Genomic DNA, 22,187 nt, shown 5'->3' on the forward strand with positions numbered 1-22,187 from the left:
TCACGGCATCCGCCAGAATGTTCACGCCCCGAAGCATCCGGTCGCGCGCGTCCGTGTTGAACTTCACTTCTTTCGCAGCCATTTGACTCTCCTGAATTTAGTGGGGAAGGACGCGGATCAGGCGATCACGCCCAGGATGTCGCTTTCCTTCATGATCAGCAGCTCTTCGCCGTCGATCGTGACCTCGGTGCCCGACCACTTGCCGAACAGGACGCGGTCGCCCGCCTTGACCGACGGTGCGATCAGTTCGCCCGAATCCTTGCGCGCGCCTTCGCCGGTCGAGATGACCTCGCCCTCGGCGGGCTTTTCCTTGGCGCTGTCGGGGATGATCAGGCCGCCCTTGGTCTTTTCGTCCGACTGGACGCGGCGGACCAGAACGCGGTCATGCAGCGGTTTGAATGCCATTGGTGAACACTCCGTGTTTCAGGTTGCAGTGTCGCTGTTGGCACTCAAGGCAGGTGAGTGCCAATGGCGGTGAGATAGGGCAACCGGCCGCGGCTGTCAACGGCGGGGCGTCGCCCAGATGTGACCGGCCTCGGCTGGTCAGGCCGGTGTGGTTGTGCCAGCCTGTCGCCGGTTCGATGAAAGGAGAGGGTGATGCGGGCAGTTCTTGCGGGCGTGGTGATGGCATGGGCGGCTGCCGCTGCCCCCGCCCTGGCCGAATGCGTGGGCAGCAACCTGTTCGACACCATGCCCTCCGAACAGCGGGCCGAGATCGAGGCTGCGGTGGAAGGCGTTCCCTTTCACCAGGGTATCCTGTGGCGCGCGACCAAGGCCGGGCAGGAGATGACGCTGGTCGGCACCTATCACTTTGGCGATCCGCGCCATGACCCGATGCTGGACCGCCTGGCGCCGCTGATCCGGCAGGCCGACGCCGTCTTTGTCGAGGCCGGCCCCGAGGAAGAGCGGAGGCTGACCGATGAGCTGTCCTCGGATCCGACGCTGATGGTCGATCCGGCAGGGCCGACGCTGCCCGAACGGCTGGATGATCGGGACTGGCAGGCACTGGCGGCGGCCATGGCGGAACGGGGGATGCCGGCCGTGATGACCGCGAAGCTGCGGCCCTGGTATGTGGCGATGATGCTGGGGATCAGCCCATGCATGATGAAGCAGATGGCCGAAGGCGACGCGCGGGGCCTGGACCACCGGATCATCGAGCAGGCCGGGTCGATGGAGGTTCCGGTCCGCGCGCTTGAACCCTGGGATACGGTCTTCACGCTGTTCAGCCACCTGTCCCCTGGGCAGGAGATCGAGATGATCCGCGCCAGCCTGCCTGCCGCCGCCCATGCCGACGATTACGCCGTCACCCTGACCGAGGCCTATTTCGCCGGCGATGTGTGGGCGATCTGGGAGTTTGGCCGCTTCGATGCCTATCGCAATTCGGGGCTGACCAGGGAACAGGTCGATCAGCAGATGGATCTGGCGCAGGAACATCTGATGGAGCGGCGCAACGAGGCCTGGATCGCGCCCCTGACCGCCGGGGCCAGCGACGCGGCCGACAGGGGCAAGGGCATCCTGGCAGCCTTTGGCGCACTGCACCTGCCGGGCGAGGGCGGCGTGCTTCGCCTGCTGGAGCAGGATGGCTGGACCATCGAGAGGCTGGACGGCTAGCGGCCGCCCAGCACAGACAGGGCCTGCTGTTGCCCGCCCTTCACGAAGGTGATCCGGCTGTCGCCGATATCGGTAATCGTGCCGCCGTTGATCCGGTCGCCTAGACGCAGCGTCAGCACCCGGCCGTTCGACAGCCGCACCAGGGCGCGGCTGGCCTTGCCCGCGCCGATCGTGCCGATGATCTGCGTGCGGTTGATCTGGATGCCATCCTTGACGGTCGCCGCATTGCCCGCGGTCGTGGGGGTCCGGCCGTCAGGGATGTTGGCCGCGACCTCGGGCTCGTCCTCGGCCTCGGGCGGGGCATAGCGTTGCTGGCGGGCGGCGGCGGCGCGCGCCTCGGCCTCGGCCTGGGCGCGGGCGCGGGCCTCGGCCTGGGCACGGGCCTGCGCCTCGGCCTGGGCGTCCTGGGCGGCGCGGGCGCGGGCGCGGGCCTCGGCCTGGGCCTGCAGCTCGGCGTCCAGGCGGCGCTGTTCGGCCAGGGCCGCTTCCTCGGATTGGGCTTGTGCCGCGGAACGCAGGTCGCTGGGCGTCGGCGTCAGTGATGTGGCGGCCAGGGTGGCGGTGCCTGCCGCGCCGGCAACGGCTGCTGCGGCGCCTGCGGCGCGCCGGGGCGGAAGGGCAGATGAACGAAGCGCCGTCAAAGCGACGGCGCCTGCGGGGGGAGAGTTTTCCGAAACGGCTTCGGCGACGGCCCGGTCGATGGCTGCGCCCGACAGGCTTGCGCTGCCGGGGCCGGGATCGCTGCGGGCGACGGTCCTTGCCCCGCCGGGCCGAGCCATCGGTCGAGCGGACTGGCCAAGGCCCGCAGCGGACCGGGTGCGCGGTGTCTCGGCCACGGCGGCCGCGACCGCGTCCTGCACGGCGCGTTGCGATGGACCGCCCACGGCCACCGGCTTGCGGGACGGGCGGGCGTCGGCCAACTGGATCAGGGCTCCGCGTTCTGCCGCGCTGAGACCGCCTGCGCCAGCCTGGGCGGTTCTGAGGTCGCGCAGCAGCTTGGTCAGGGACGCGCGTTCCGCCTGGGTCAGGCGGGTCGGCTGGTCTTCCTCGGCCCGGCTGCCTTCCTCGAGGCTGCTTTGCCGTTCCGGGCGCGCGGGCGGACGGCCCGATGTCCCCACGGACGGCGCGGCGCGGGAGGGCGCCACTGCCGGTGCTGCTGCCGGTGCCGTGGCGGCAGGCGATGCCGCCGGGCTGCTGGCTGGGGTGACCGAAGCGGGACGTTCCGGCGGGCGCGAGGCCGACAGTCGCGACGTCTGCGGACGCGCCGCCGCCGGGCGCGCGGCATCAGCCTGGGCGCGTGCCGCAAAGGGCTGCGGGTTTGCGGGGACGGTCGGCCGGGCATCGGTCCGCGCAGGCGGCGTGGCTCGCACGGGGGCCACGCGCGGCGGGCGGGCCGAACTGGCAAGCCGCTGTTGCGCGGGCGCTGCTGCAGGGGCCGGTGCAGCCGGGGCCACGGCCGCAGGGGGCTGCGCAGGGGTCTGCGTCTGCGCCGGTGCTTGTGTCGGTGTCTGCGCCTGGGCCTCGACCACCGGAGCCGCCATCGTTGCCGCGCTGATGGGGGTCTGCGAAACAGCGCCGGTCGGTGCGGCCATGGCTTCGGTCAGGGCCTGTGCCAGGGCATCGTCACCCTGGGCGACGGGCACTGCGGGCTGCTGCTGAGGCGCGGGCTGCGGCCGGGCGGCCGCGATGGCGGGCGCTGTCGCGGCGGGGGCAGCAGCCACCGGCGCGGGTTCAAGATCGACCGGCGCAGGTTGGGGCGCAACCTGGGGCGCTGCCGTGGCGATGTCGGTGCCCGAGACGGCCGGGCGGGCGTCTGCTTCGGCGGCTTCCTGCGGCCGAGGCTCTGCCGCCGGGGACGGGCTCTCAATGGCCGGGACAGGGGCCTGGGCTTGCTCGACCGGCGCGGCGGGGACAGCCGAAGGCTCGGGCGCGGCGCTCGCTTCGGGCACAGGATCGGTCGCGGCCACCTGCTGGGGCGCGGCGCCCTGATCCGGGGACGAGCCGAAGAAGACCAGAACCGCGACAAGCGCCAGGACCAGCACGCCCATCATCACCGGCAAGCGGCCCGGATCCAGGCGGCGCAGCCAGGCGAGGGCGAATTCACCTTCGTCGTCGCGCGGCGCCTCGGCGGCACGCAGGGCGCGCGCATCGCGGGCGCGGTCATGCACCGCCTGGGCGCGGGGCGACAGGGCGCGTGGGGCCGCAGGGGGCTTGACCTCGCCGTGGCGGATCACCCCGGGCACCGAGGCCGGGGCTGCGATGCTGCCGGCGTCAGCCCGGGCAGGTTCGGCTTTTTCCGCATCGGATCGTGCACTCGCAGGGGTTGCCACGACATGGGGCACGATGCGGCTGACGATGACCGGCGCGGGCCCTGTCATGGCGGGCACCACGGCTTCCGGGTCAGTCACGACCGGATCCGTGACGCGGGCCTGGGCCAGATCGGGCTGGCTGAAGGGCGGGCGGGTGAAGCCTTCCGCGGCAAGACGGCTGGGTCCGAAATCGGGCTGGCCGTCGAAGCGGTCGTCATCCGGACGCGCCACGAAGCCCGATGGGCGAAAGCCTTGGGCGCGGGCGAAATCCTCGGCCTCTTCCAGGGTGCGGCGGGCGACGGCGGCCACGCGCAGCGTCTCGATGTCGCCATTGGCCGAGGGGCACCAGTCATAGGCCAGGTCCGAGGCCGGATAGGGCGTCATCGCCTCAAGCGCGCGGGCCACGGCGGCGGGTGTGTCCGATCCCCTTGGAACGGTCAGCGTGGTATACAGGATCTGGTCGTCGGGGATGACCAGAACGGTGTCCAGATCGCCCGGCTCGACCCCCGCCTGCTCGCGCAGCGCGGCAAGCCGGGCGGTCATTTCCCGGCCCGCGAAGGGGGCTTTGCCAAGCGGCTGCCAGCCGAACCCGTCGCGGCGTTCAAGCAGGACCGCCTCGGGCGTGAAGCTCATGGCGAAATCGGGCGGGGCGATGGGTCTGTTCATGATGGATCACTGCTCGATGACGATCGCGTGTTTTAAGGGTCCGCGATTTGTTTGATTGTCCCAGATCTAGCGGATTTTGCATCCTGTGGAAAGGCAAACTGGCGGATCCGTGAATGCAATTGCTTTGAACTTCATCCTGCCGGATGCTGTTAATGGGCAACGACGATTTCCGCAGAAAGGACAGAGACATGACCAAGCTTCCGCGACGGCTGGCCCGGGCCGCGCTTGTGGCCTCGACCGCCCTGGCGCTTGGCGCCCCCGCCATGGCCGCACCCGGCATGGGCGGTCATTCCATGTGCCATCCGGGCATGTCGCGCCTGACCGTGACCGGCGAGGGCGAGGCGCGGGTGGCCCCCGACCTGGCGATGGTCCAGCTTGGCGTCACCACCCAGGCTGAAAGCGCAGCCGAGGCGATGCGCCAGAACTCGGTCCAGCAGACCGCGGTGATCGAGGCGCTGACCGGCGCCGGGATCGAGCCGGCGGACATCCAGACCTCGGGGCTGAACCTGAACCCGATGATGGATTACGGCGAAGGGCGCGCGCCAGCCGTGACGGGCTATCAGGCCAGCAACATTGTCGCGGTCCGGGTCAAGGACGTGGCACGCCTGGGCGAGGTTCTGGACGCCATTGTCGGCGCCGGCGCGAACGAGATCAACGGTATCAGCTTCACCCGCGACGACAGTTCGGCCACCGAGGATGAGGCCCGCCGCGCCGCCGTCGAGGATGCCCGCCACAAGGCCGAGATCCTGGCCGAGGCCGCAGGGCTGACCCTCGGCCCGGTTCTGGTGCTGCGCGACACGCCTTCCCCCGAAGGCCCGCGCCCGATGATGATGGAGGCGCGCGCAGCGTCAGACGCCGCCAAGGTCCCCGTCGCCGCAGGCGAGGTGGCGCTGTCCGCGATGGTCGAGATGCAGTTCGCACTGACGGGTCAGGATTGCGGGCCGATGGGTGGTCATCACGGCCATGGCGGCATGGGCCACGGACCCGCAGGCGGACACGGCGGATCGGGCCACGGCGGTCCGGACCAGGGCGGCGGTGCGCTGCCCGAGGGGCATCCGCCGGTTCCCGGCCTTGATCCGGCCCCGGCCCCCGACGCCGATGCAGGCCCTGCGCCCGATGCCGATCCCGCCACGCCCCCGGCAGGCGATCTGCCGCCGCCGCTGGGCACGGACACCGGCGCGCCGGAACCTGGCGAACCGGTCGTGCCGATGGGCAAGGCCCCTGCCGAAAGCCCGGCGCCCGCGAACTGAACTGGAACGGGGGCCGCATGGCCCCCTTTCCTATGCCACCGCCGCCGCCAGGGCCTGGTCCAGATCCGCGATCAGGTCGGCGGGATCCTCGATCCCGACCGACAGGCGCAGCAGGTCGGGGGCCGCGCCCGCCGCGCGCTGCTGATCCTCGGTCAACTGGCGGTGGGTGGTCGATGCCGAATGGATCACCAAAGACCGCGCATCCCCCAGGTTCGCCACATGGCTGAACAGCTTCAGCGCGCCGACCACCTTGACCGCCGTCTCATAGCCGCCCTTGACCGAGAAGGTGAACAGCGCCCCGGCCCCCTTGGGATAAAGGCGCCTGGCCGTCGCATTCCAGGGCGAGGATGCCAGCCCGGCATAGGTCACGGCCGTCACGCGCGGGTCGTTTTCCAGCCATTCCGCGACCTTCTGCGCGTTTTCGACATGACGCGCCATGCGCAGGCCCAGCGTCTCGATCCCCATCAGCGTGTAATGCGCGCCCTGCGGGTTCATGGTCATGCCCAGGTCGCGCAGCCCGATGGCGATGGAATGGAAGGTGAAGGCCAAGTTGCCGAAGGTCTCGTGGAACTTCAGCCCGTGATAGGCGGGTTCGGGGGCCGAGAGGCTGGGGAACTTGTCGGATGCCGACCAGTCGAAACGGCCGCTGTCCACGATCGCGCCGCCCGTGACCGTGCCGTTGCCGGTCATGTACTTTGTCAGGCTGTGGACGACCAGCGTCGCGCCCATCTCGATCGGGCGGCACAGGTATGGCGTGGCCAGCGTGTTGTCCACGATCAGCGGGACGCCTGCGGCCCTGGCGATCTCGGCCACCGCCGGAATGTCGGTGACATAGCCGCCGGGATTGCTGATCGATTCGCAGAACACCGCGCGGGTGTCGTCGTCGATGGCAGCGCGCAGGGCGTTCAGATCGTCGAAATCCACGAACTTGGCCGACCAGCCGAACCGCTTGATGGTCTGGCTGAACTGCGTGACCGTGCCCCCGTAAAGCCGGGTCGAGGCGACGATGTTGCGCCCCGGCGCCATCAGCGGGAACAGCGCCATGATCTGCGCCGCGTGCCCTGACGAACAGCAGACCGCCCCCGCGCCGCCTTCCAGTGCGGCGACCCGGTTCTGCAACGCGCCGACGGTGGGGTTGGTCAGGCGGGAATAGATGTATCCCACCTCTTGCAGCCCGAACAGGCGGGCGGCATGGTCGGCGTCCTTGAAGACATAGGACGTGGTCTGATAGATCGGCACCTGCCGCGCCCCGGTCGCGGGATCGGGTTCGGTCCCGGCATGGATCGCGGTCGTGTCAAAGCCCTGGGTCATGTCTCTCTCCTCTCGATGTCGTTTTAGGGGCAGAAGGTCATGACAGCGGCCCGGTTTCAATTGGGATTATGGGGTTGTCCCTGCGGGCCTTGGCCCCGATCATGCCGCGACCGCTTTCAGGAACAGCCCATGCGCATGATCGACTTCAGCAACTGGAACAGCATCCTGTCCACCGTGATCGGGATCGCCCTGTTCGCGCTGATCGGCATCGGCATCCGCGTGCTGGTGATGTTCACCGTTCAGCAGCGCCGCGAGCGGATGAACCGCCAGATCAACGAACGCCTGCGGGTGCTGATCGCCGCCTACAAGGTGCTGGGCGGATCCTTCACGGGCGATCTGGCCGTGGATCCCGCCCATTTGCGCGACCTGCGCCAGCGGGCGATGGACGAGGGGGTTGAGCCTTCTGAAGGCTCGGACCGTCGTCGCCGCATCCGGGACGCGGTGGAAGGCGCACTGTCCGACATCCTGTTGCTGGGAACGGAAACCCATGTCCGACTGGCCGAACGCGCCGCCCGCGACCTGGTGGAAGGGCGGCCGGTTCAAACGGATGAACTGGTGCGGTCCCTGCGCGATTTCATCCGCACGGCCCTGGATTTGGACCCCGTTCCCACGGGCCTTGCCATCCCGCCCCAGGGTCCGACCAGGCCCGCGCCCGGTGGCGGCAAGGGCCGGGGCGGGGACGAGGGACGGTCGCGCGGCGGCGGCGCAGGCGGCGGAGGGGCTGGCGGCGGCATGGGCATGGGCATGGCTGCGGGCCGCCATGCCGACGACCCCGCGACCGGCGCCTGATGCCTACCGCTGGCGCCGCGCCATGAAGGCCAGCTTTTCGAACAGCGCCACGTCCTGTTCGTTCTTCAGCAGCGCGCCATGCAGTTTCGGCAGCATGGTGTGGGGATCGCGCCGCAGATCCTCGGGCGCCAGATCTTCGGCCAGGATCAGCTTCAGCCAGTCCAGCAACTCGCTGGTCGAGGGCTTCTTCTTCAGTCCCGGCGTCTCGCGCAAGTCGAAGAACTGGGTCAGCGCCTGATCCAGCAACCCGCGCTTCAGGCCCGGGTAATGCACGTCCACGATAGCGCGCAGCGTGTCTGCATCGGGAAAGCGGATGTAGTGGAAGAAACAGCGCCGCAGGAAGGCGTCCGGAAGCTCTTTCTCGTTGTTCGACGTGATGATGACGACCGGCCGATGCGCGGCGCGGACCGTCTCGCCGGTCTCGTAAACGTGAAACTCCATCCGGTCGAGTTCCTGCAGAAGGTCGTTGGGAAACTCGATATCCGCCTTGTCGATCTCGTCGATCAGCAGGACCACCTTGCCGGGCGCCGTGAAGGCCTGCCACAGCTTGCCCCGGCGGATGTAGTTCGACACGTCATGGACCCGCGCATCGCCCAGCTGGCTGTCGCGCAGGCGCGAGACGGCGTCGTATTCGTACAAGCCCTGCTGGGCCTTCGTCGTTGATTTGACGTGCCATTCGATGATCGGCAGCCCCAGGCTGGCCGCAACCTGGCGGGCCAGTTCTGTCTTGCCCGTGCCCGGTTCGCCCTTGACCAGAAGCGGCCGTTCCAGCGTCACGGCCGCGTTCACGGCAACCGCCAGGTCGGGCGGGGCGACGTAACGGTCCGTGCCGGTGAAATGCATGAAACTCTCCTTTCAAGTGAAATACTTGTAGCGTGGCAGCGCCAGAGGCGATCTGTCGTCGCGCCACAATCGTTTCGCCTAGTGACAAGCAAGACGTCATACTTTATGGGGGCGCGCAAGGTGCCGGTTTCGCGTTCCACCCGGCGCCGCCGGAGATGATTTATGAAAGCCCAGACCTTCCTGCCCCAGGACTATCGTCCCGCCGAGGATGAGCCGTTCATGAACGACCGGCAGCTTGAATATTTCCGGCGCAAGCTGGAAGCATGGAAGCAGGAACTGCTGGACCAGTCAGCCGAAACATTGGAAGGGCTGCAGGACAGCGCCCGCAATGTCCCCGACATCGCAGACCGCGCGTCCGAGGAAACCGACCGCGCGCTCGAGCTGCGTACCCGGGACCGTCAGCGCAAGCTGGTCAGCAAGATCGACGCGGCCCTGCGCCGGATCGAGACCGGCGAATACGGCTATTGCGAGATGACGGGCGAACCGATCAGCCTCAAGCGCCTTGACGCGCGTCCCATCGCCACCATGACGCTGGAAGCGCAGGAACGCCACGAACGGCGCGAGCGGGTCCACCGCGACGACTGACCCGATGGCCGGCGCGCTTCGATCACGGCCCGTCACGGTCGTCGGAGGCGGCGTCGCGGGCCTGACCGCCGCGATCGCCCTGCGCCAGCGAGGCGCGGATGTGACCATCCTGGAACGTGCCCCGGCCATTACGGAAGTCGGCGCCGGGTTGCAGCTTTCACCAAACGCGACACGGGTGCTGGATGCGCTTGGCCTGATGCCGGCCCTTGACGCGGTATCACTGCCTAGCCAGGCGGTGCGGCTGCGCGATGCTTCCGGCGCCGATGTGGTGCGGCTGGATCTGGCGCGCCACCGCCCGCGGGCCCGGTTCCGCCTGATCCACCGCGCCCGCCTGATCGAGATCCTGGAACATGCCGCCCGGCAGGCAGGTGTCCGGATTGCACTCGGCCAAGCCGTCGATACCCCCCCTGACGGCACCCTGGCGATCGGGGCCGACGGCTTGCACAGTCGCATGCGCACCGCCTTGAACGGGCGAGAGGTGCCCTTCTTCACCGGCCAGACCGCCTGGCGGGCCGTGATTGCAGACGAGAACGCCGCCAATGCCCCCGAGGCCCAAGTCTTCATGGGGCCGGGTCGGCACCTGGTCAGCTATCCTCTGGCGGGTGGGTTGCGCAACATCGTGGCCGTCCTGGAAACCCGCGACTGGCAGGATGAAGGCTGGTCCCGTCCCGACGACCCCGCCAACCTGCGGGCGGCCTTCGGCCGTTTCGGCGGCCCGGTGCCCGGCTGGCTGGCGCAGGTGGACCAGACCCATGTCTGGGGCCTGTTCCGGCACGAGGTCGCGGCCCGCTGGCAGGACGGCCGCATCGTGATCCTGGGCGACGCCGCCCACCCGACGCTGCCTTTCATGGCACAGGGCGCCTGCATGGCGATCGAGGATGCCTGGACCCTTGCCGCCTGCCTGGACCATAGGCCCGACCAGCAGGCCGCCTTGTTGCGTTATGAAAGCCTGCGCAAGCCGCGCACGACGCGGATCGTTGCCGCAGCGAACGACAATGCGCGCAACTATCACCTGACGGGACCGAAACGGCTGGCCGCCCATGCCGCCCTGCGGATCGGCGGCAAGGTCGCGCCTGGGGCGATCCTGTCGCGCTTCGACTGGATCTACGACTTCGACCCGGTGACGGAAGCGCCCTGAACCTTTCACTTTGGGCCAAATATCCCGCGGGGGTCCGGGGGCGCGAAGCCCCCGGCGGTCACGGCCTCAGGCTGCCTTTTCCACCGCCGCAACGATCCCGTCCACGACCTCGCGCAGGACGGTTTCGTTCTCGGCTTCGGCCATGACGCGGATCAGGGGCTCGGTGCCCGACTTGCGGATCAGGACGCGGCCGGTTCCCGCCAGCCGTGCCTCGGCATCCGCGATCACCGCGCGCACCTCGGCAGCCGACAGGGGGTCGGCGCCTGCGGCGTAGCGGACGTTCTTCAGCATCTGCGGCACCGGGTCGAACTGCGCGGCCAGGCTGCTGGCGCTTTGCCCGGTCTCGGCCATGGCGGCCAGGAACTGCATCGCGGCGATCAAACCGTCTCCGGTCGTGGCATAGTCGGTCATCACGATATGGCCGGACTGCTCGCCGCCCAGGTTGAAGCCTCCCTCGCGCATCCGCTCGACCACATAGCGGTCGCCGACCTTGGTGCGTTCCAGCCGCAGCCCGCGGCCTTGCAGGAAATGTTCCAGCCCCAGGTTGGACATGACGGTGGCGACCAGGGCGCTGCCCTTCAGCCGGCCCTGGTCGGCCCAGCGGGCAGCCATCAGCGCCATGATCTGGTCCCCATCGGCCACCTGGCCCTTTTCGTCGATGATGATGACCCGGTCCGCGTCGCCGTCCAGGCTGATGCCCAGATGCGCGCCATGCGTCAGCACCGCCGCGGCGCAGGTGTTAGGATGGGTCGAACCGACGCCCGCGTTGATGTTGCGCCCGTCGGGTTCGACGCCGATGGGGATCACGTCGGCGCCCAGTTCCCACAGCACGTCCGGGGCGGCGCGATAGGCCGCGCCATTGGCGCAGTCGATCACCACCCGCAGGCCGTCCAGGCGGCGACCCGCCGGGAAGGTGGTCTTGGCATATTCGACATAGCGGCCGCGCCCGTCGTCGATCCGCTTGGCGCGGCCGATATTCCCGGGCTGGGCGGGGGCGATCTCGCCCGCGACGATTCGCTCGATCTCGGCCTCGGCCTCGTCCGACAGCTTGAAGCCGTCGGGGCCGAAGAACTTGATGCCGTTGTCCTCGGCCGGGTTGTGGCTGGCCGAGATCATGATGCCCACATCCGCTCGCATCGAGCGGGTCAGGAAACCTACGGCGGGCGTCGGCACCGGCCCCAGCAGCAGCACGTTCATGCCGGTGCTGGTCAGCCCCGCCGTCAGCGCGTTTTCCAGCATATAGCCCGACAGCCGCGTGTCCTTGCCGATCACCACGCGATGCACGCTGTCCTTGCTGTCGCGGCGGAAATACCGCCCCGCCGCCGCGCCCAACCGCAATGCCATCTCGGCGGTCATGGGATGGGTGTTGGCGCGCCCGCGCACGCCGTCTGTCCCGAACAAGCCTCTGCTCATTGTTCTGCCTTTTCGTTGTTGACGGCCTGCCACAGCCGCAGTCCCTGAACCACCGCGCCCACGTCATGAACACGGTGAACCTGCACCCCCTGCGCCACGGCCGCCAGCGTCACCGCCAGCGTGCCCGGCGCCCGGTCTGCCGGATCCTCGGCGCCGCCCAGCGTCCCGATTAACCGCTTGCGCGAGACGCCCAGAAGGACCGGGCAACCCAGCCCATGATACAGCGATATGCGCCGCAGGATCGCAAGATTATGAGCCTGCGTCTTGCCGAAGCCGATGCCCGGATCGACGATGATCCTGTCGCGCGAAATCCCTGCTGCCTCGGCCCGCCGCACCCGCGCCTCAAGCGCGTCATAGACATCCAGCAGCACGTTGTCATAGCGCGGATCGTCCTGCATCGTCTCGGGCAGGCCCTGCGCGTGCATCAGGCAGACCGGGACGCCAGCCTCCGCAACCAACGGAGCCATGGCCGCATCGAAGTCAAAGCCCGACACGTCGTTGATCATCGCGGCCCCGGCGCCAAGCGCGGCCCGGGCGACCGCCGCCTTGCGCGTGTCGGCCGAGACGGGCGCCAGGTCGGCCACGGCGCGGATTGCGGGGACGATGCGGGCGATTTCCTCGTCCACCGCCACCTCGGCCGCACCTGGACGGGTCGATTCGCCGCCGATGTCTAGAATGTCCGCGCCCTCGTCCAGCAGCCGGTGGCCCTGGGCCACAGCCTCATAGCGGCCGCCGTCCGAGAAACTGTCGGGCGTGGCATTCACGATGCCCATGACGCGCGGCCGGTCGAGCGGGAGGCCCAGTATCCCTGCGCGGGGCGTGGTCAGCCGCTCCAGGACTTCGGCTGGGATGTCGTCGGTGACGCTCGGCGACTGGCCGCGCTGCAGCACCTCGACCTGCGAAAAACGGGTCCAGCCGCCTGCCAGCCGATGGCGGCCATGAGCGACAGGAACGGGGCGGTAATAGAGGGTCATTCGTCGCCGCCCCGGATGCGTTCCACCGGAACTGCCAAATCCGGCGGCAGGGCGGGCAGGGGGCCTGCGATGTCGATGCGGTCGGCTGCCAGCCGGGGCGCCAGCCAAAGCGCAAGCGCCGCACCTTCCGGCGCAACATCGGGCGCCTCGACAGCAAGGCGCGCGGGGGCCCAGACGACCGCGCGTCCCGCACGGATCGCGGCGTCAAGCTCCGTCCGGGTCTCGGCCACCTCGATCCCCAGCGTGGCGGCCAGGATCCAGGCAGACTGGTCCAGACCCAGCAGCGCCAAGCGGCGCGCGTCGCCGCCCTGCGGCAGTGGCTGGACGGGGGCGTCGGGCAGGACCACGACCGCACCGGGCGGCAGGTCGGCGGGACGCCCGACGATGATCCGCACCGGCAGATGGGCGGGCGTCACGGCCACCCTGCCTGCGGCGCGGCTGATGGTGATGCCAAGGGCGCCGGGGCCGCGGTCCAGCTTTTCGACGGTGACCTCGATCCGGGCGGCGCGGGGGTCGGCCAGAACCTCGGCGGCAATGCGCTCGGCCAGGGTTTCGACCAGGTTATAGCGCTGATCGGCCAGGGCCGCGTCGATCGCCTGGACCAGCACGTCATAGGACAGGATCCGGTCCACGTGATCGTCCGCCCCGTCAACGGGGTCGCGCAGATCAACGGTCAGGGCAAAGCGCAGGCGCTGCGTCTGGCCCCGTTCGGATTGGAAGGCGCCGATTTCGGCGGTCACGACATGGTCGCGCAGGTGGATGCGGTCGGGTTGGGTCATGCCCGCCATTCACCGCAAATCCGCGCGGCAGGCAAGCCCGCCTTAGTTCGAGGCGACCCGCTGCCCGCCCGGACGATAGAAGATGTGCTGGCCGATCCGCACGGTGCGCTGGAACCGATGCGACCATGAAGGCCGCACGGCAGGCGTGTGGAAATAGGTGGCGCCGCCGGTCAGCACGCGCGGTGCGCCGGCCAGGGCGTTGCGGGCGATGTCGCGGGCGCGCAGATAGGCGGCCTTGTTGCCGATCTTCTTCTTGCCGCCGATCGTATAGCTGAACTGGCTGGGCTGGTTCACGACACCGCAGACCGAGGGCGGGAATTGACGGCTTTCGACCCGGTTCAGGATCACCTCGGCCACGGCGGCCTGGCCCTGCGTGCTTTCGCCGCGCGCCTCGTGATAGATGGCTTCGGCCAGGCAATTCAGGTCGCGTTCGTTGAAGCGGCCCCGGCTGCTGGCAAGGAAGGTCTTGGCCGAAGGAATTTCGTCCGCGACCGGGTTTTCCACCTTCACAGGCTCGGCATCCGTATATAGAAGCGGCGTCGGGCGAGGGCTTTCCGCCCGGTTCGCGACAGCCGCAAAAAGTCCCGCATCGGACGAGAACAGCGATCCGTTGCCCGCCGAGGCGCCTGTGGCCGTAAGGGTCAGGGCAGAGGCGCACAGACAAAGCGGCGCCGTCCGCCGAAGCAGCGTTTTCATAAGCAATCCTATAACCGTGCCAGATGGACAGGGCGTTAACATCGCCGCGGAAACCCGAGCAGATGGCCCCCTTGGCGTCTGCGGAATGATTACGGTTTTACGGATCGTCCGGGCCATGCCACTTGTCCGTGAGACGGGCGTGAGCGCCCGAAACCAAGATTTCCGGCAGCTTCCTGCCGACGACAAAATGGTTAACTGGCAGGAATCAGCGTGACAGCATCCAACAAGGTCCGGTGCGGACCCAATACGGGCGGCTCGAAACAAGGTTTCAGTGATTCGTTGGGCCGGTCGGAAGCCTATCGATCTTCGTGCCGCAAGCGCGCCCGCAGCGACGATTGCGCCGCCGCAAGCCGGGCCACAGGCACGCGGAAAGGCGAGCAGGAGACATAGTCGAAGCCCGCGTCATGGCAGAAGGCAATCGATTCGGGATTGCCGCCATGTTCGCCGCAGACCGAGATGGTGATGCCCGGATGCTGACGGCGTGCCCGCTGCGCGCCCGTCAGCAGCAGTTCGCCCACCCCGTCCTGGTCAAGACAGTGGAACGGGTCTTCGGCATAGACCCCTTGCCCCACATAGGTGGCCATGAAGCGTCCCGCGTCATCGCGCGACAGGCCATAGGTCATCTGCGTCAGGTCGTTCGTGCCGAAGGACAGAAAGGCCGAATGCGCCGCGATGTCGCCCGCCCGCAGGCAGGCGCGGGGCGTTTCAACCATCACGCCCAGGCGATAGGCGAAATCGGCGCGCCGGTCGTTCCTGACGGCGGCCGCGACCGCGTCGATGCGGTTCTTGACCAACTCGACCTCGCGCATGGCGCTGACAAGGGGGATCATGATCTCGGGGACGACGGGGTCGCCCTTGCGGCTGGCCTCGACCGTGGCCTCGAAGATGGCGCGGGCCTGCATGTCATAGATTTCGGGAACGGTGATCCCCAGGCGGACCCCGCGCATCCCGAGCATAGGGTTGAACTCGGACAGGGCCTCGACCCGGCGGGTCACGTCGGAGAGGGGCAGGTCCAGCGAATCGGCCAGGTCGCGCAAGCCTTCGCGGTCGTGGGGCAGGAATTCGTGCAGGGGCGGGTCGAACAGGCGGATGGTGACGGGCAGCCCTGCCATGATCTCGAACAGGGCGGTGAAATCCTGGCGCTGCATGGGCAGGATGCGGTCCAGCGCCAGGCGCCGATCCTCGGGCTTGTCGGCAAAGATCATCTCGCGCATGGCGGGCAGGCGCTCGGCGTCGAAGAACATGTGCTCGGTCCGGCACAACCCGATGCCCTGGGCCTTGAAGCGGCGCGCAGTGCGGGCATCCTCGGGCGTGTCGGCATTGGCGCGCACCCCGATGCCGCCCGCCGCGTCCGCCCAGTCCAGAAGCTGGGTGAAGTTGTCGTCAAGCGCCGGTTCCAGCAGGGGCACGCAGCCGGCCAGAACCTCTCCGGATGATCCGTCGATGGTGATCTCGTCCCCCTCGCGCAGGACGGTGCCGCCTGCGCGCAGCGTGCGCTGCCGGGCGTCGATGCTGATGCCCGTGGCTCCGACAATGCAGGGCAGGCCCATGCCGCGTGCGATCACCGCCGCATGGCTGGTGGTGCCTCCGCGTTCGGTCAGCACCCCCACGGATGCGTGCATCCCGCGCACATCCTCGGGGACGGTTTCGCGGCGCACCAGGATGCAGGCCTCGTCGCGCGCGGCGGCGGCCTGGGCCGCAGCCGAGGTGAAGACGATCCGCCCCGTTGCCGCGCCGGGGCTTGCGTTGATGCCGCGGGCGATCACCTCGCGCGGGGCGCGGGGATCGACCTGCTGGTGCAGAAGGTCGGCCAGGGCGCGGGGTTCGACGCGCATCACGGCCTCGGATTCCGGGATGATGCCGTCACGGGCCAAGGCCACCGCGATCCGCACCCCCGCGCGCGACGTGCGCTGCACGCGGGTCGCATCGATGATGGCGATCTGGCCGTCCATTACCACGAACTCGATCTGCATTTCCTCGCGCAGGCGCTCGCGCGCGGCGACGCCGAAGCGGATCAGGTCGGCAAAGACCTCGGGCGCGGATTCTTCCAGGGAAGGGCCACGGGTGTCGCGGGTCAGGAACTGGGTTTCCGCCCCGGCCCCGTCCGCGCCGCCATGATGCTGGCGGCGGAAGCGGCCGGTGACGCGTGGCGCACCGGTGACGGAATCGGCGAACTGGATGCTGCCCGACCCGCAAAGGCCCGGCCCCTGGCCCAGCACCATCTGCTGCACGACCAGTCCCAGCGGAGCATTCGACGGCGCGCCCTTGGCCTGGCGCAGCAGCCGCGCCGTGGGTCCTTCCCAGGCGCGGGCCATCGACCGCAGCACCTCGGCCAGTTGGGTTGCGGGATCCTGGGGAAAATCCTCGTCGGTTTCCTCTCGATAGCTGCGCAGGGCCTCGGCCAGGGCGTTTTCGCCTTCCTGCGCGAACATGTCGGGATCAAGGCGGGCGATGTTGATCGCGTATCCCTGGACGAAACGGCGATACAGCGTGTCGGCATTGGCACGACCGATGCGGCGGGCCAACCGGTCATGGGTTTGGGCGTTTATGCCCACGTTCAGGACCGTCCCGGGCCCGCCCCATTCCGGCATCAGGGCCGAGGGTCGGACGCTGACCAATCCGTCGCCTTCCGAGAACAGATCCGACAAGGCCCCAAGATCGACGGGTTTCCCCGTGGCGATCGACTGCACGGTTTCCGAGGGGATGGCAAAGCTGCGCGGGACCGGCAGGCGCATCCTGACCAACCGCTGCAGGCATTTCGCACGCCAGCCGTGACAGGCACGTTCAACCCCGGCCGAGGGGGTGATTTCGGTCACGTCGGGAAGGTCGCGCGGTTCCATCTTGCGCGACCATAGGCGGGCCAAAGCCCATGCTGCAAGCGCGAAAAAAGGGGGCCGTGGCCCCCTTAATTCCGTCTTATTCGACGATCGTGACTTTCGCCATATAGTCGGGCTCCTCGACGGCGCCATTGGCGTTGGCATCGCCCTTCTTGATCTGGTTCAGCACGTCCCAGCCCTCGACCAGTTGGCCCACGACGGTATATTGCCCGTCAAGGAAGGTCGCCGGAGCCAGGTCGATGAAGAACTGGCTGTTGGCGCTGTTCGGATCCTGCGCGCGGGCCATGCCCACGGTGCCCGCCTGGAACGAGACGTCGTTGAACTCGGCTTCCAGGTCGGGCAGGTCGGATCCGCCCATGCCGGCCATGTTGGTGCTGGCGCCGTCATGCTTGCCATGTTCCACGTCGCCGGTCTGGGCCATGAAGCCGTCGATCACGCGATGGAAGACCACGCCGTCATAGGCGCCGGCCTTGGCCAGCTCGACCAGCCGGGCGACATGGTTCGGCGCCTTGTCGGCCAGAAGATCCAGCGTGATGGTACCCTTGGACGTGCCGTCGGCGGCAGCCACTTCGATCACCATGTTCGGGCCGGGGCCGTCTTCATGCGCGGGGGCCTGGGCATGGGCCGCCGTTGCGGCCAGGACGAATGCGGGGATCAGCAGCTTACGCATCGGCAGCCACCTTGACGCTGATCATGCGGTCGGGGTTCGCAGGCGGCTCGCCGCGCGCGATCTTGTCCACGTGCTCCATCCCCGAAACGACCCGGCCATAGACGGTATACTGGCCGTTCAGGAAATGGTTGTCCTTGAAGTTGATGAAGAACTGGCTGTTGGCGCTGTTGGGGTTCTGCGACCGCGCCGCGCCCAGGGTGCCACGGTCATGCGGCAGCTTGGAAAACTCGGCCGGCAGGTCCGGCAGGTCCGACCCGCCCGTGCCCGAACGGCCGGGGTTGTAGTTGTTTTCCATGTTGGCGTGCTGCACGTCGCCGGTCTGGGCCATGAAGCCCTCGATCACGCGGTGGAAGGCCACGTTGTCGTATTTCCCGGCGCGCGCCAGTTCCTTCATGCGCTCGGCATGTTTGGGGGCAACATCGGTCAACAGCTCGATGACGACGGGGCCGTCCTTCAGCTCGATGATGATGGTGTTTTCGGGATCCTTGATCTCGGCCATGCGGCCCTCCTTTGCCACGTTCGGTCCTTGGTCTAGGGCTTTGGCGCCCCAAGGGCAACGCGCAAACCCGTTCACGGCGGGATCACCCTTACGCGAGAGTTGACGCCGCCCGCCCCATGCGGGACAAGCCTCGGACGCCCCAAAAGCCCGAAAGGACGACGCGATGGCCGATTTCAAGACGATCGATGACCTGGACATGGACGGCAAGGTCGTCCTGACCCGCGTGGACGTGAACGTGCCGGTGGAAGACGGCCGCGTGACCGACGCGACACGGATCGAGAAGATCGTGCCCACGGTCAAGGACATCCAGGCCAAGGGCGGCATCCCCGTTCTGCTGGCGCATTTCGACCGCCCCAAGGGCAAGCGCGTCGACAGCATGAGCCTGAAGCAGATCGTCCCTGCCCTGGAAGCGGCGCTTGGGCAACAGGTCGTCTTTGCAGACGACTGCATCGGCGGCCCGGCCAAGCGCGTGGTGGCCGACCTGAAGCCCGGAGACGTGGCCTTGCTTGAGAATACCCGCTTCCATGAAGGCGAGGAAAAGAACGACCCGACCTTCGCCGCATCCATCGCAGCACTTGGCAAGGTCTTCATCAACGACGCCTTCTCGGCCGCGCACCGGGCGCATGGTTCAACCGAGGGGCTGGCCCGCCTGTTGCCGTCAGGCGCGGGCCGGCTGATGGAGGCCGAGTTGAAGGCGCTTGACGCGGCCCTTGGCAATCCGCAGCGCCCGGTGATGGCCGTGGTGGGCGGGGCCAAGGTTTCGACCAAGCTGGACCTGCTGATGAACCTGGTGGACAAGGTCGATCACCTGGTGATTGGCGGCGGCATGGCCAACACCTTCCTGGTCGCCAAGGGCGTCGAGGTGGGCAAGTCCCTGGCTGAACGCGACATGGCCGACACCGCCCGGCAGATCCTGGAAAAGGCCGACCAGGGCGGCTGCGTGATCCATCTGCCGCTGGACATCGTGGTGGCGCGCGAATTCAAGGCCGGCGCGGAATCGCAGGTGCTGCCGGTCGATCAATGCCCGGCCGACGCGATGATCCTGGATGCCGGTCCCGCCACCGTGGACGCGCTGCGCGAGGCGATGGGCCATTGCAAGACGCTGATCTGGAACGGCCCCCTGGGCGCCTTCGAGATCGAGCCTTTCGACAACGCCACGAATGCCGCCGCCCGGGCGGCGGCCGAGATGACCGGCAACGGTACCCTGACTTCGGTCGCGGGCGGTGGCGATACCGTCGCTGCACTGAACAAGGCCGGCGTGGCGGGCGATTTCACCTTCATCTCGACCGCCGGGGGGGCCTTTCTGGAATGGATGGAAGGCAAGGAACTGCCCGGTGTCGCGGTCCTGAAGGACGCGCGGAACGGCTGACGAAGAAAGGGGGCGCTCGCGCCCCCTCTTGCGCCCCGGGGCGCAATTGACCCCCGAGAATATTCTAGCACAGAAGATGGGCTAGCCGCGCAGGCCGGTCTGCTTCAACAGGCCCTTTCGCTTGGCCTCATAGTAATAGCCGCGCGAATACCACATCACCGTCCTGTCCGGGTTGCCGTCTGCCACCATCCAGGCGCCGCGCAGGTATTTGACGCCATAGCGCAGGTTGGTATCCGCATCCAGCAGCGCCTCGGGCGATCCGCGATGGCCCATGGTGCGGGCCGTCTGCGGGTTCAACTGCATCAGCCCGTAATAGGGGCCGTTGCGGGCACCAGGCCGGTGCTGGGATTCGCGCAGGATGATCCGCTGCACCATCGCAGGTGGCACCTCGTAATGGCGCGACCAATAATTGATGCGCGCGCGCAACTGCGGCGTCTCGTTGGGGTAAAGCCCGTTGCGGCCCAGCCCGGCCGGCATCTGCTCACGCCGGCCACCCCCGCAGGCGGCAAGCGCCAAAACCGCCAGGATCAGGCCACGTCGCCCCATCTTCTGCGGCGAAGCACCCCGGGGGGTGAGACGCGCCAGCGTCAAGGGGGGCAGCGCCCCCCGTTCCAGGTCAGACATGGATGGCGCCATCCCCGCAGGCAAGCGCCGCTTCCCGCACCGCTTCCGAGGTCGTCGGATGCGCATGGCAGGTCAGGGCCAGATCCTCGGCCGAGGCGCCGAACTCCATCGCCACGCAAACCTCGTGGATCATCTCGCCCGCGTTGGGACCGATGATGTGGCAACCCAGGATCCGGTCGGTTTCCGCATCGGCGATCAGCTTGACGAAGCCGTCGGCCTGCATGACCGCCTTGGCGCGGGCATTGCCCATGAAGGGGAACTTGCCGACCTTGATCTTGCGGCCGCCTTCCTTTGCGGCTTCCTCGGTCAGGCCGACCGTGGCGACCTCGGGCATGGTATAGATCACGCCGGGAATCAGGCCATAGTTCACGTGGCCGTGCTTGCCGGCAATCACCTCGGCCACGGCCATGCCCTCGTCCTCGGCCTTGTGGGCCAGCATCGGGCCGGGCACCGCGTCGCCGATGGCATAGATGCCGGGGACGGACGTCGCCCAATGTCCGTCGACCTTGATATAGCCGCGGTCGGTCATCTGAACGCCCAGGGCATCAAGACCAAGGCCATCGGCATAGGGGCGGCGGCCGGTGGCGACCAAGACCGTCTCGGCCTCCAGCACGTGTTCGCTGTTGTCCTTGCGCAGGGTATAGCTGACCTTGGCCCTGCCATCGGCGGCCTCGACCCCCGATACGGCGGCGCCGAGGACGAATTTCAAGCCCTGCTTGGTCAGGATCTTCTGGAACTGCTTCTGCACCTCGGCGTCCATGCCGGGGGTGATGGCGTCGAGGTATTCGACAACGGTCACCTGGGTGCCAAGCCGGGCATAGACGGAGCCCAGTTCCAACCCGATCACCCCCGCGCCGATCACCACCATCGACTGCGGGATCTTGGGCAGCGCAAGCGCGCCGGTCGAATCCACCACGATGCCCGCGTCATTGTCGACCGTGACACCCTTCAGCGACGACGGAACCGAGCCTGAAGCGATCACGATGTTCTTCGCGTCGTAGGTCGTGTCGCCGACCTTGACCTTGCCCGCCGCCTCGATGACGGCCCAGCCCTTCAACCAGTCTATCTTGTTCTTCTTGAACAGGAACTCGATGCCCTTGGTGTTGCCGCCGACGGTTTCGGCCTTGTAGCCCTGCATCTTCTGCCAGTCGACTTCGACATGGCCCGCCATCAGGCCCATCTTGGCAAAGTTCTCGTGCGTTTCGTGCAGCATGTGGCTGGCGTGCAGCAGGGCCTTGGACGGGATGCAGCCCACGTTCAGGCAGGTGCCGCCCAGGGTCTCGCGGCCCTCGACGCAGGCGACCCTGAGACCCAGTTGGGCTGCCCGGATCGCGCAGACATAGCCGCCCGGTCCCGCCCCGATCACGATCAGGTCATAGGTGGACATCGACTTCTCCTTCATTGTCCCTCATGGCCGGCGTCCAGGGCGATGCCTAGAACAGCGCAGCCAGTATCATCACCATCGTCGCCGCAAATCCCACGGCCCATATGACCGAGCGCCACGGCACCCAGCCAAAGACATAGGCCGGCACATAGAGGATTCGCGCCGCAAGATAAATCCATGCGCAGGCGGCGGTCGTACCGCTGCCTTGACCGCCCAGCGTCACCACCACGACCGCAAGCGTGAACAGGATCAGCCCTTCGAAATGATTGTTCAGCGCCCTCTGCAGCCGTCCTGCGGTGCCCTTCAACGATGGTGCGCTGTCCCGCGGGCCCATCGCCACGCGCGGCCCGACCTGAAGGTTCGCCGCAACCGAAAAGGCTGCAAACTGGACGGCCTGCAACAGCCCCGCAAGCGCCAGGACAGTCAGTTCGGGCGTCATG

Annotated in this window: 20 protein-coding genes; 6 read left to right on the forward strand and 14 right to left on the reverse strand. The window is 68.1% G+C overall.

What is annotated here, in order from left to right; all coding sequences use genetic code 11:
- Positions 1 to 117: 117 nt before the first annotated feature.
- On the reverse strand, positions 118 to 405 hold the full coding sequence (locus IE224_RS07590; protein WP_167622607.1) for a co-chaperone GroES: 288 nt from the start codon (positions 403 to 405) through the stop codon (positions 118 to 120).
- Positions 406 to 597: 192 nt separating this feature from the next.
- Between IE224_RS07590 and IE224_RS07595 the strand changes: the two genes are divergently transcribed.
- The gene (locus IE224_RS07595) at positions 598 to 1,611 is read left to right on the forward strand and encodes a TraB/GumN family protein (RefSeq protein WP_191309212.1); all 1,014 of its coding nucleotides are present in this window, start codon (positions 598 to 600) and stop codon (positions 1,609 to 1,611) included.
- On the opposite strand, the gene IE224_RS07600 is transcribed toward IE224_RS07595, so the two are convergent.
- Positions 1,608 to 4,586, reverse strand: coding sequence for a hypothetical protein (locus tag IE224_RS07600; protein WP_191309214.1), 2,979 nt, complete (start codon positions 4,584 to 4,586; stop codon positions 1,608 to 1,610). The two genes, IE224_RS07595 and IE224_RS07600, sit on opposite strands and share 4 nt — an antisense overlap.
- A gap of 188 nt (positions 4,587 to 4,774) precedes the next feature.
- Between IE224_RS07600 and IE224_RS07605 the strand changes: the two genes are divergently transcribed.
- A complete protein-coding gene (locus tag IE224_RS07605; RefSeq protein WP_191309216.1) occupies positions 4,775 to 5,836 on the forward strand; it encodes an SIMPL domain-containing protein in 1,062 nt (353 codons plus the stop codon).
- Positions 5,837 to 5,866: 30 nt separating this feature from the next.
- On the opposite strand, the gene IE224_RS07610 is transcribed toward IE224_RS07605, so the two are convergent.
- Positions 5,867 to 7,147, reverse strand: a complete 1,281-nt coding sequence (locus IE224_RS07610; protein ID WP_191309218.1) for an O-acetylhomoserine aminocarboxypropyltransferase/cysteine synthase family protein — start codon at positions 7,145 to 7,147, stop codon at positions 5,867 to 5,869.
- A gap of 129 nt (positions 7,148 to 7,276) precedes the next feature.
- Between IE224_RS07610 and IE224_RS07615 the strand changes: the two genes are divergently transcribed.
- Positions 7,277 to 7,936 carry a hypothetical protein gene (locus IE224_RS07615; protein WP_191309220.1) on the forward strand — a complete coding sequence of 220 codons (660 nt, stop codon included), beginning with the start codon at positions 7,277 to 7,279 and terminating at the stop codon, positions 7,934 to 7,936.
- A gap of 3 nt (positions 7,937 to 7,939) precedes the next feature.
- Here IE224_RS07615 and IE224_RS07620 read toward each other — a convergent pair whose 3' ends face one another.
- Entirely contained in the window at positions 7,940 to 8,779 is an 840-nt protein-coding gene (locus IE224_RS07620; protein ID WP_191309222.1) for an AAA family ATPase, read from the reverse strand.
- A 162-nt stretch (positions 8,780 to 8,941) separates the two neighbouring features.
- On the opposite strand from IE224_RS07620, the gene dksA reads away from it, so the two are divergent.
- Complete coding sequence (dksA, locus tag IE224_RS07625; protein WP_167622600.1) at positions 8,942 to 9,364, forward strand: RNA polymerase-binding protein DksA; 423 nt, start codon at positions 8,942 to 8,944, stop codon at positions 9,362 to 9,364.
- Positions 9,365 to 9,368: 4 nt separating this feature from the next.
- Positions 9,369 to 10,502 carry an FAD-dependent oxidoreductase gene (locus IE224_RS07630; protein ID WP_191309225.1) on the forward strand — a complete coding sequence of 378 codons (1,134 nt, stop codon included), beginning with the start codon at positions 9,369 to 9,371 and terminating at the stop codon, positions 10,500 to 10,502.
- Between the two features lie 66 nt (positions 10,503 to 10,568).
- Here the strand turns inward: IE224_RS07630 and glmM are convergent, their stop codons facing one another.
- The 7 genes from glmM to IE224_RS07665 all read right to left on the reverse strand — a co-directional run bounded on the left by glmM (position 10,569) and on the right by IE224_RS07665 (position 18,370).
- Complete coding sequence (gene glmM / locus IE224_RS07635; protein WP_167622598.1) at positions 10,569 to 11,915, reverse strand: phosphoglucosamine mutase; 1,347 nt, start codon at positions 11,913 to 11,915, stop codon at positions 10,569 to 10,571.
- The gene (gene folP, locus IE224_RS07640) at positions 11,912 to 12,889 is read right to left on the reverse strand and encodes a dihydropteroate synthase (protein ID WP_191309227.1); all 978 of its coding nucleotides are present in this window, start codon (positions 12,887 to 12,889) and stop codon (positions 11,912 to 11,914) included. The genes glmM and folP overlap by 4 nt, the downstream gene beginning before the upstream one ends.
- Positions 12,886 to 13,668, reverse strand: a complete 783-nt coding sequence (locus IE224_RS07645; protein ID WP_191309228.1) for a dihydroneopterin aldolase — start codon at positions 13,666 to 13,668, stop codon at positions 12,886 to 12,888. The genes folP and IE224_RS07645 overlap by 4 nt, the downstream gene beginning before the upstream one ends.
- A 42-nt stretch (positions 13,669 to 13,710) precedes the next feature.
- Entirely contained in the window at positions 13,711 to 14,364 is a 654-nt protein-coding gene (locus tag IE224_RS07650) for a cell wall hydrolase (RefSeq protein WP_191309230.1), read from the reverse strand.
- A 296-nt stretch (positions 14,365 to 14,660) separates the two neighbouring features.
- Positions 14,661 to 17,204, reverse strand: a complete 2,544-nt coding sequence (locus IE224_RS07655) for a putative PEP-binding protein (RefSeq protein ID WP_191309232.1) — start codon at positions 17,202 to 17,204, stop codon at positions 14,661 to 14,663.
- A 76-nt stretch (positions 17,205 to 17,280) separates the two neighbouring features.
- Positions 17,281 to 17,871, reverse strand: coding sequence for a peptidylprolyl isomerase (locus tag IE224_RS07660; RefSeq protein ID WP_167622593.1), 591 nt, complete (start codon positions 17,869 to 17,871; stop codon positions 17,281 to 17,283).
- Positions 17,864 to 18,370, reverse strand: a complete 507-nt coding sequence (locus IE224_RS07665; protein WP_167622592.1) for a peptidylprolyl isomerase — start codon at positions 18,368 to 18,370, stop codon at positions 17,864 to 17,866. Before IE224_RS07665 ends, IE224_RS07660 begins: the two co-directional genes overlap by 8 nt.
- A 163-nt stretch (positions 18,371 to 18,533) precedes the next feature.
- On the opposite strand from IE224_RS07665, the gene IE224_RS07670 reads away from it, so the two are divergent.
- Positions 18,534 to 19,739, forward strand: a complete 1,206-nt coding sequence (locus IE224_RS07670) for a phosphoglycerate kinase (RefSeq protein WP_191309234.1) — start codon at positions 18,534 to 18,536, stop codon at positions 19,737 to 19,739.
- A gap of 81 nt (positions 19,740 to 19,820) precedes the next feature.
- On the opposite strand, the gene IE224_RS07675 is transcribed toward IE224_RS07670, so the two are convergent.
- From IE224_RS07675 to IE224_RS07685, 3 genes are all read right to left on the reverse strand, one after another.
- Complete coding sequence (locus IE224_RS07675; RefSeq protein ID WP_167623471.1) at positions 19,821 to 20,285, reverse strand: lytic transglycosylase domain-containing protein; 465 nt, start codon at positions 20,283 to 20,285, stop codon at positions 19,821 to 19,823.
- Between the two features lie 70 nt (positions 20,286 to 20,355).
- Positions 20,356 to 21,750, reverse strand: a complete 1,395-nt coding sequence (gene lpdA / locus IE224_RS07680) for a dihydrolipoyl dehydrogenase (RefSeq protein WP_191309236.1) — start codon at positions 21,748 to 21,750, stop codon at positions 20,356 to 20,358.
- Between the two features lie 46 nt (positions 21,751 to 21,796).
- On the reverse strand, positions 21,797 to 22,186 hold the full coding sequence (locus IE224_RS07685; RefSeq protein ID WP_167622589.1) for an MAPEG family protein: 390 nt from the start codon (positions 22,184 to 22,186) through the stop codon (positions 21,797 to 21,799).
- Position 22,187: the final 1 nt, after the last annotated feature.

This window comes from Paracoccus aerius, assembly GCF_014656455.1.
Taxonomy (GTDB): Bacteria; Pseudomonadota; Alphaproteobacteria; order Rhodobacterales; family Rhodobacteraceae; genus Paracoccus; species Paracoccus aerius.

Coding starts and splice junctions, on each gene's coding strand:
- IE224_RS07590 (WP_167622607.1), bottom strand. CDS start 405: ATGGCATTCAAACCGCTGCATGACCGCGTTCTGGTCCGCCGCGTCCAG.
- IE224_RS07595 (WP_191309212.1), top strand. CDS start 598: ATGCGGGCAGTTCTTGCGGGCGTGGTGATGGCATGGGCGGCTGCCGCT.
- IE224_RS07600 (WP_191309214.1), bottom strand. CDS start 4,586: ATGAACAGACCCATCGCCCCGCCCGATTTCGCCATGAGCTTCACGCCC.
- IE224_RS07605 (WP_191309216.1), top strand. CDS start 4,775: ATGACCAAGCTTCCGCGACGGCTGGCCCGGGCCGCGCTTGTGGCCTCG.
- IE224_RS07610 (WP_191309218.1), bottom strand. CDS start 7,147: ATGACCCAGGGCTTTGACACGACCGCGATCCATGCCGGGACCGAACCC.
- IE224_RS07615 (WP_191309220.1), top strand. CDS start 7,277: ATGCGCATGATCGACTTCAGCAACTGGAACAGCATCCTGTCCACCGTG.
- IE224_RS07620 (WP_191309222.1), bottom strand. CDS start 8,779: ATGCATTTCACCGGCACGGACCGTTACGTCGCCCCGCCCGACCTGGCG.
- dksA (WP_167622600.1), top strand. CDS start 8,942: ATGAAAGCCCAGACCTTCCTGCCCCAGGACTATCGTCCCGCCGAGGAT.
- IE224_RS07630 (WP_191309225.1), top strand. CDS start 9,369: ATGGCCGGCGCGCTTCGATCACGGCCCGTCACGGTCGTCGGAGGCGGC.
- glmM (WP_167622598.1), bottom strand. CDS start 11,915: ATGAGCAGAGGCTTGTTCGGGACAGACGGCGTGCGCGGGCGCGCCAAC.
- folP (WP_191309227.1), bottom strand. CDS start 12,889: ATGACCCTCTATTACCGCCCCGTTCCTGTCGCTCATGGCCGCCATCGG.
- IE224_RS07645 (WP_191309228.1), bottom strand. CDS start 13,668: ATGACCCAACCCGACCGCATCCACCTGCGCGACCATGTCGTGACCGCC.
- IE224_RS07650 (WP_191309230.1), bottom strand. CDS start 14,364: ATGAAAACGCTGCTTCGGCGGACGGCGCCGCTTTGTCTGTGCGCCTCT.
- IE224_RS07655 (WP_191309232.1), bottom strand. CDS start 17,204: ATGGAACCGCGCGACCTTCCCGACGTGACCGAAATCACCCCCTCGGCC.
- IE224_RS07660 (WP_167622593.1), bottom strand. CDS start 17,871: ATGCGTAAGCTGCTGATCCCCGCATTCGTCCTGGCCGCAACGGCGGCC.
- IE224_RS07665 (WP_167622592.1), bottom strand. CDS start 18,370: ATGGCCGAGATCAAGGATCCCGAAAACACCATCATCATCGAGCTGAAG.
- IE224_RS07670 (WP_191309234.1), top strand. CDS start 18,534: ATGGCCGATTTCAAGACGATCGATGACCTGGACATGGACGGCAAGGTC.
- IE224_RS07675 (WP_167623471.1), bottom strand. CDS start 20,285: ATGGGGCGACGTGGCCTGATCCTGGCGGTTTTGGCGCTTGCCGCCTGC.
- lpdA (WP_191309236.1), bottom strand. CDS start 21,750: ATGTCCACCTATGACCTGATCGTGATCGGGGCGGGACCGGGCGGCTAT.
- IE224_RS07685 (WP_167622589.1), bottom strand. CDS start 22,186: ATGACGCCCGAACTGACTGTCCTGGCGCTTGCGGGGCTGTTGCAGGCC.